The 6440-nt window shown below is 60.9% G+C and carries 7 protein-coding genes; 2 read left to right on the forward strand and 5 right to left on the reverse strand.

What is annotated here, in order from left to right; all coding sequences use genetic code 11:
• Nucleotides 1–145: 145 nt before the first annotated feature.
• Together ABD819_RS21290 and ABD819_RS21295 are read right to left on the reverse strand one after the other, a co-directional pair.
• On the reverse strand, nucleotides 146–529 hold the full coding sequence (locus ABD819_RS21290; protein ID WP_345127681.1) for a hypothetical protein: 384 nt from the start codon (nucleotides 527–529) through the stop codon (nucleotides 146–148).
• A gap of 190 nt (nucleotides 530–719) precedes the next feature.
• Nucleotides 720–1034: a hypothetical protein gene (locus tag ABD819_RS21295; protein WP_345127683.1), complete on the reverse strand. Its 315-nt coding sequence runs from the start codon at nucleotides 1032–1034 to the stop codon at nucleotides 720–722.
• 174 nt (nucleotides 1035–1208) lie between these two features.
• Here ABD819_RS21295 and ABD819_RS21300 point away from each other — a divergent pair, with 174 nt between their 5' ends.
• On the forward strand, nucleotides 1209–1667 hold the full coding sequence (locus tag ABD819_RS21300) for a hypothetical protein (RefSeq protein ID WP_345127684.1): 459 nt from the start codon (nucleotides 1209–1211) through the stop codon (nucleotides 1665–1667).
• A 151-nt stretch (nucleotides 1668–1818) separates the two neighbouring features.
• Entirely contained in the window at nucleotides 1819–3111 is a 1293-nt protein-coding gene (locus ABD819_RS21305; RefSeq protein WP_345127686.1) for an aminopeptidase P N-terminal domain-containing protein, read from the forward strand.
• Nucleotides 3112–3183: 72 nt separating this feature from the next.
• On the opposite strand, the gene ABD819_RS21310 is transcribed toward ABD819_RS21305, so the two are convergent.
• From ABD819_RS21310 to ABD819_RS21320, 3 genes are all read right to left on the reverse strand, one after another.
• Entirely contained in the window at nucleotides 3184–3738 is a 555-nt protein-coding gene (locus tag ABD819_RS21310) for a DUF4252 domain-containing protein (RefSeq protein ID WP_345127687.1), read from the reverse strand.
• Between the two features lie 89 nt (nucleotides 3739–3827).
• Entirely contained in the window at nucleotides 3828–5414 is a 1587-nt protein-coding gene (locus ABD819_RS21315) for a hypothetical protein (protein WP_345127688.1), read from the reverse strand.
• Nucleotides 5415–5609: 195 nt separating this feature from the next.
• Nucleotides 5610–6020, reverse strand: a complete 411-nt coding sequence (locus ABD819_RS21320; RefSeq protein ID WP_345127690.1) for an EVE domain-containing protein — start codon at nucleotides 6018–6020, stop codon at nucleotides 5610–5612.
• Between the last annotated feature and the right edge of the window lie 420 nt (nucleotides 6021–6440).

Below are 6440 nucleotides of genomic sequence, written 5' to 3' on the forward strand. Positions count from 1 at the left end.
GAACGGCCCCACCTGGCCCTGAATTACTTAACCCCCAATCAAGTCCATTTGCAAGGAAAAAGCCCCGCCGGAAAATCCGAGCAGGGCCCTTGCCTTATTCCTGTCAACATATAGCCGGACGAGACAATTGGAGCCGGTGGGGTGCCTACTGATGGACACGGGCGCGGCGGGCGCGGGCGTTGATGCGGGCTTTCATTTTCAGCTGCCTTTGGTGGGCGTGCAGCTGCCGCGTGAGCTTGGCGGGGGACGTCACCGCTTTGCTCTCCTCCAGCCCCAGCACAACCATCATGGCATACCCCAGCTTGTTGTTAACCTTGGCGGTGGACTTTCGGGTTTTAGACCAGACGGAGCGCTTCGTGGTAGCCGCGGCGGCGGCGGCCTTTTTCGTTTCGACAACTTTGGCCCGGGCCGCTGTTTTGCGCTGAATTTCGGTGGGGTTTTCGGGGGAAGCCGGGCCAGTAGTAGCCTGAGCCGGAGCGGTGGCCAGCAGGCTGCCAATGGTGAGCAGGAAGTAGAAGTAAGCTTTCATAGGATGCAGAAGAAAAATGGAGGTAATCCGGCTTTCAATCCGCCAGCAGCTGCCGGCAGCCAAGCCAATTGGCTGCGCTAAAGTACATAGTGTTTTTCGCATTCAAAATATATTAATAAAAAATCCTTGCATATTTTTAAATGAGGCTTAAATTTCGGGTAGCGCTACTAATTATTTGGTTTGCAATTGGTTAGCGGTTCACGCGCGGCCGGGTCTGATTATCGTGTTTCTGCCGGTAAATTGCGCGGATGTCCTGGCGCTCGTCGCGGGTGACCACGCCATCGGCGCGGGCTGCTTTTTTGTCCTGCTGAATGGCCGCTTCGCGGGCCCGTAGTCGGGCGGCTTCCGTCCGGGTCAGCTCGCCGGTGGCCACGCCCTGGCCAATACGTGCCCGCTCATTGCCGTGGCGGGCGTTGATGCCAGGCGTAACGGTTTGGGCTGAGGCTACCTGCGAAACGGTGAGTGCGCCAACAAGAGCGACTAGCGAAAACAGGGGCTTTTTCATAAGGTTGACCGATAAAGGTGGATTGATGCCGGTTGGAGGCAGTATTGCGCGAGGGGTTTAACCTGCTGAGCACCCCAATGACCGGGGCTAAAAGGCTGAAAAAAAGGGTACATTGCTGACCGCCGCCGCCGTGCCGCGTAGCAGACCCATTTCTCACCCTTCACTTCCTGATTTATGAAGCGCATCATCGGTTTCCTCGTTTCGCTAAGCCTGCTGGGCAGTTCGGCCGCCCTGGCCCAGACGCCGGCCCCCACGCCGCCCACCAGCACCTCCACGATGAGCACTAGCTCCTCGAAAATGACGACCCGCACCGCGCAGGTACCGGCCAGCAAAGTGACCACGAAGTCGAGCACGATGACCAACCCGGCGGGCATGACCAAGTCGAGCACCATGACCAAGGGCTCGGCCACCACCAGCAAGTCGAGCACGATGACGACGCCCTCGGGCATGACGAAGTCGAGCTCTTCGACGTCGACCAGCACCAGAATGAAGGCCGACGGTACGCCCGACCTGCGCTACAGCGAGAACAAAATGACCAAAACCACCACCGGTCCCCGCAAAGCCGATGGCACGGCCGATAGGCGCTATAAAGCCAACAAGACGACCGTGAAATCGACCAAAACCAAAATGTAGGTAGTGGTGCAAATAGGTAGAAGAAGCCCTTGCTCAGCCCGAGCAAGGGCTTTTTTGTGGGTGGCGGGTGGTGATTTTGGCGGTGCTGGCCCGCTGGCCGCCCACCGCGCCCTGCCTAACTTGCGGCCTGAATTCCAACCCCCACCCACGTATGCGCTACGCCCCCCTCGCTCCCGAGTTGTTCATAGAAAATCGCCGCCGCTTTCGTGAGCAGCTGGCCCCGGCCTCGCTGGCCATCTTCCAGAGTAATGACGTGATGCCGACCAATGCCGACGGCACCATGGCTTTTCGGCAAAACAACGACCTGTTCTACCTCTCCGGCGTGGACCAGGAGGAAAGCATCCTGGTGCTTTTTCCGGATGCGCGGCTGCCGCAGCACCGTGAAATCCTGTTTTTGAAGGAAACCTCGGAGCATATTCTCATCTGGGAGGGCTACAAGCTGACCAGGGACGAGGCGCGGACCAACTCCGGCATCACCACCATTATGTGGCTGGATAGCTTCAAAACGGTGTTGCCCGCGCTCATGAACGAGGCTGAGCAGGTGTATCTGAACGCCAACGAGCACATTCGGGCCGTGGTGGAGGTGGAAACGCGTGATGCGCGTTTTATCAAATCATTGCAGAATCAGTACCCGCTGCACACCTACCGCCGCGCTGCGCCGCTGCTGCACAACTTGCGCGCCATCAAGAGTGCCGAGGAAATCAGGGTGATGCGGCAGGCCTGCGACATTACGGGCAAGGCGTTTCGGCGGCTGCTGGGCTTCGTGAAGCCCGGCGTGTGGGAGTTCGAGATTGAGGCCGAAATCGTGCATGAGTTCATGCGCAACCGCAGCCGGGGGCCGGCCTACGGCAGCATCGTGGCCAGCGGCAAAAACGCCACCGTGCTGCACTACACCACCAACGACAACCAGTGCCAGGACGGCGACGTGATTCTGCTGGATTTTGGGGCCGAATATGCCAACTACGCCGCCGACCTCTCGCGTAGTATTCCGGTCAACGGCAAGTTCAGCCCGCGTCAGCGCCAGGTCTACGACTCGGTGCTGGCCGTGATGAACTTTGCCAAAACCCGCCTCATTCCCGGCACCGAAATCGAGGAATACCACCGCCAGGTGGGCGAGTGCATGGAGCAGGAGCTCATCCGGCTCGACCTGCTGAATGCCGCCGACGTGAAGAACCAGGACCCCGCCGCGCCGCTTTATAAGAAGTATTTCATGCACGGCACCAGCCACTATCTGGGCCTTGATGTGCACGATGTAGGCTACAAGTACCGCACCTTCGAGGCGGGCATGGTGTACACCGTGGAACCCGGCATCTATATCCCCGAGGAAGGCCTGGGCATTCGGTTGGAAAACGATATTCTACTCACCGCCACCGGCAACGAGGACCTGATGGCCGCTATTCCGTTGCAAGCCGATGCTATTGAGGAGTTGATGGCGCAACGGTAAGGAAGAAACGGGTAAAACCAGAACGTCATGCTGAGCGTAGCCGCAGCATGACGTTCTGGTTTAAACCTGGAATTACTTACTCGTGGCCTGCACCAGTTGCGGCAGGTACTTGCTGAGCGCCTCTACCTGCGAGCGGGTGAAATTGCCATCGACTGCTACCAGCACGAAGGAATCAGCCGCGTCGGGCAGGGTGCCCAGGGCGGCAAACTCGGATACTCTGTCGCCCGAGCCGCGGGTGGAAATGGCGTAGTTGCTGCCGCCGAACCCGGCAGTGGACAGCGGCGTGTATTTTTCGCCCTGCAAAATACCCGTCGCCTCCTGCCGCAAGCCCTGCTGGGCCAGGTCGCGGGCCGCGCCGGTGGTGGGGGTGAAGGTGATGACCTTGGCCGAGCGAATACCCGTGATGCCGTTGGTGAGGTCGGAGCCACCGAGGAGCTTGGCGGCTTTCACCAAGGCCAGGCGCTCTAGTAAGGCGGCCGACCACTCGGTGGTTTTGAAGCCTTCGCGGCCATCGTACTTAGAAAAGAAGGAGGCCACGGTGCGGGCCGGGGTGCCGGGGCCACCAGCGCGGCAGCCCACCAGCAGCAGGAACAGGAAAAGGGCAGGGAAACGAAGTTTGATTAGCATGGAGCAAAGTTGGCGAGAAATTGGGCGGTTGTACGCACTCTCTCCTTGCCGCGTTTGCCAACTGCCCGGGCTGCGCGGTGCTTTTTTGCTTAAAACACGACGGAATTAAGGAAAAATACCTCGCGGTCGGGCCCGCGCCCCACCCGGACGCGCTGGTAGCCCGAAGCCACAAACCGGCTGCCAAACCACGGCAGCAAGTCAGATTGCCAGGTATCGCTGGCGTGCTCGGGGCCGGTGTCGCGGGTAGGGTCCAGGCCCGTCTGGATGGGCACCTGGTGGTCGTTGGGCGACGACTCGGCGCGGTCAATCAGCTTGTAGCGCAGCTTTTCCTCGTCGAGGTAGGCCAGCACGAGCCGGCCGTCGGGGAGGGTTTGCAGGCGCACGGCTTCCTCCAGCTCGCGCCGGCGCAGGTTTTCTACTACAAACGTATTGTCCCAGAGTAGATTACCGCCCCGGTCGAAGCCGCAGACGAGGGCGTGCGTGGTTTGGTAGCCATCGAAAACGCGGGAACTACCCGAGCCGTAGAGGCTGCTGGGGTTGTTGAAGGGCGTCATCATGCTATTGTAGCTGTTGTAGCGGTAGTGCGGGTAATACACCTCGGCCACCAGCACGTAGCCACCATCGGCCTGGGGCAGCAGCTCGTGCAGCAGCAGGCGGTAGCGCCAGCGCAGAGGCGGTACCGAGCGGGCCACGCGGCGCTCGGTGCGCTGCCGCAGGCGGGCCTGCCGCTGGGGTTTCAGGTAATCAAAAAAGTGCTTGAGACGCAGAAAATCGTAGAAGCGCAGGGGCGGCTTGGTGCCGGTGGTACCCGTGGGGCGCAGGTCGGTGGCGAAGAGGCCCTGGGCGTAGTTGGGGTCGCGCAGCGAATACGTGCCCATCAGGAGCCGGGCGGTGGTGTCCTGGGGTGGTGTGAGCTGGGCCGTAATGAGGCTGCGCTCGCTCTCGGCCTGCACAAATTCGGAGCTCACGAGCTGCCCGTGTTCGGTGAGCTGCTTGAGGAGCAGGCGCGACTTGCGGCCGTTGGTTTGGCTGAGCACGTACTCGGCGCGCCGGCTCACGGCATCGGCCACGAAGGTGAGCTGCGTGGGCAGCAGCTCGTAGATGGACGCCAGGTACTGCATCTGGCCGGTAGCCACGTCCAGCAGCAGGGCCGTGACGTGGCGCTGGTCGTTGAGCAGCACGGTGGCAAACAGGCGGCCATCCAGGGCCTTCAGCTCCACAATTTCGCGGCTCAGGCGGGTTTCATACTGCTGGGTGCGCACCTGGCCCAGGCGGCCGTTGTAGGCGGCGACCCACAGGCGGCCGGGCGTGGTGCGCGACGAAAACAGCGCGTACACGGTACCGGCCTCGGCGCACATGCGCACGTAATTGAACTCATCGGGTACTTCCAGTTGCGACTCCTGGCGCAGGTGCAGGGCATGGTCGTATTGCTGAAATACGTAGAAGGTTTTGCTGGAAAGCGGCTGGTTGCGGCCCACCAGCACCACCACCGTGCTATCGGCGGGCAGGGGCAGCACGTGCACCTCGCTGTTGTACTGGTCGAGCAACAGCTCGGTGCGCGCCGGCTGCCGCGGAGCGTTGGCGGGCGGCGGCACCGCTTTTTTTTGCGCACGCAGGGCCGACGGCGCAACCAGCAGGCCGAGGGTGAGCAACAGAACAACGTAGCGGATTTTCATGTCCGGGTGCCGCGAGCAACGGCTGATAGAACAAGTAAGTAGGCAGTCAGAATTAAGCAGTCAGTAGTAAGAAAACAACGCTTTGATAATCTGAAAGCTGAATCACGTCTGACTACTGACTACTTATGACTGACTACCTAATGGCCTTTCCTAAAGTTACACCCGAACTTAAGCTTTAAGTTCTGAGGCCCGGTTTTATTTCGCGCCCAGCGCCAGCACGGCGTCAAACTCCTCGGGCCGCACCGGCAGCACCGACAGCCGCGACTGGCGCAGCAGGGCCAGCTCGCCCAGCCGCGCATCAGCTTTGAGCTGGGCCAGGCTCACGGGCTGGGGCAGGGGCTGCACCGGCCGCAGGTGCACGGCCACCCACGGCGAACCGGCTTCGGCGGTGGCATCCGGGGCGGCGGGCGCGGCTACTTCGGCAATTCCCACCACGGCTTTCTCGCTTACGCTGTGGTAAAACAGCACCAGGTCGCCGGGCTGCATCAGGTTGAGATTGTTGCGGGCCTGGTAGTTGCGCACGCCGGTCCAGGCGGTGCCGTCTTCGGCTACGAAAGTGGCCCAGGAATACGCTTCGGGTTCAGATTTTACCAGCCAATGCTTCATTGACAATGAGTGAATGGGTGAATGAGTGAATGGGTGAATGACCTGCTGCGGACTCACCGATTGCAAAGAACGTACTGCCGCGCTTGCCCAGGGCCGCGTCGCAGGCCCACGCCCGCCGTACCGTACATGGCGCACCAGCACCCATACACTCATTCACCCATTGGCTAAAGCGCGAAGCCCACGATGTTGGCCACCGAGTCGGGGCTCTGCTGGCTACAGCGTGGGCACCACCGTTTTCAGGTAAGCCGCAAAGGCGGCCGGGCCGCCGGCAATGTAGCCGGTTTTGGCCAGCACCACTCTACCCTGCCATTTTTCCAGGTATTTGATAACAAGCGACTTGCGAAATAAGCCAGTTCAGTAAGGCCATCACTTGTCGGGCCAGTGCGTCGGTGCTGGCCGTGGCTGGGCGGGTGATTTGGC

The sequence above is a fragment of the Hymenobacter antarcticus genome (assembly GCF_039539545.1).
GTDB classification, from domain to species: domain Bacteria; phylum Bacteroidota; class Bacteroidia; order Cytophagales; family Hymenobacteraceae; genus Hymenobacter; species Hymenobacter antarcticus.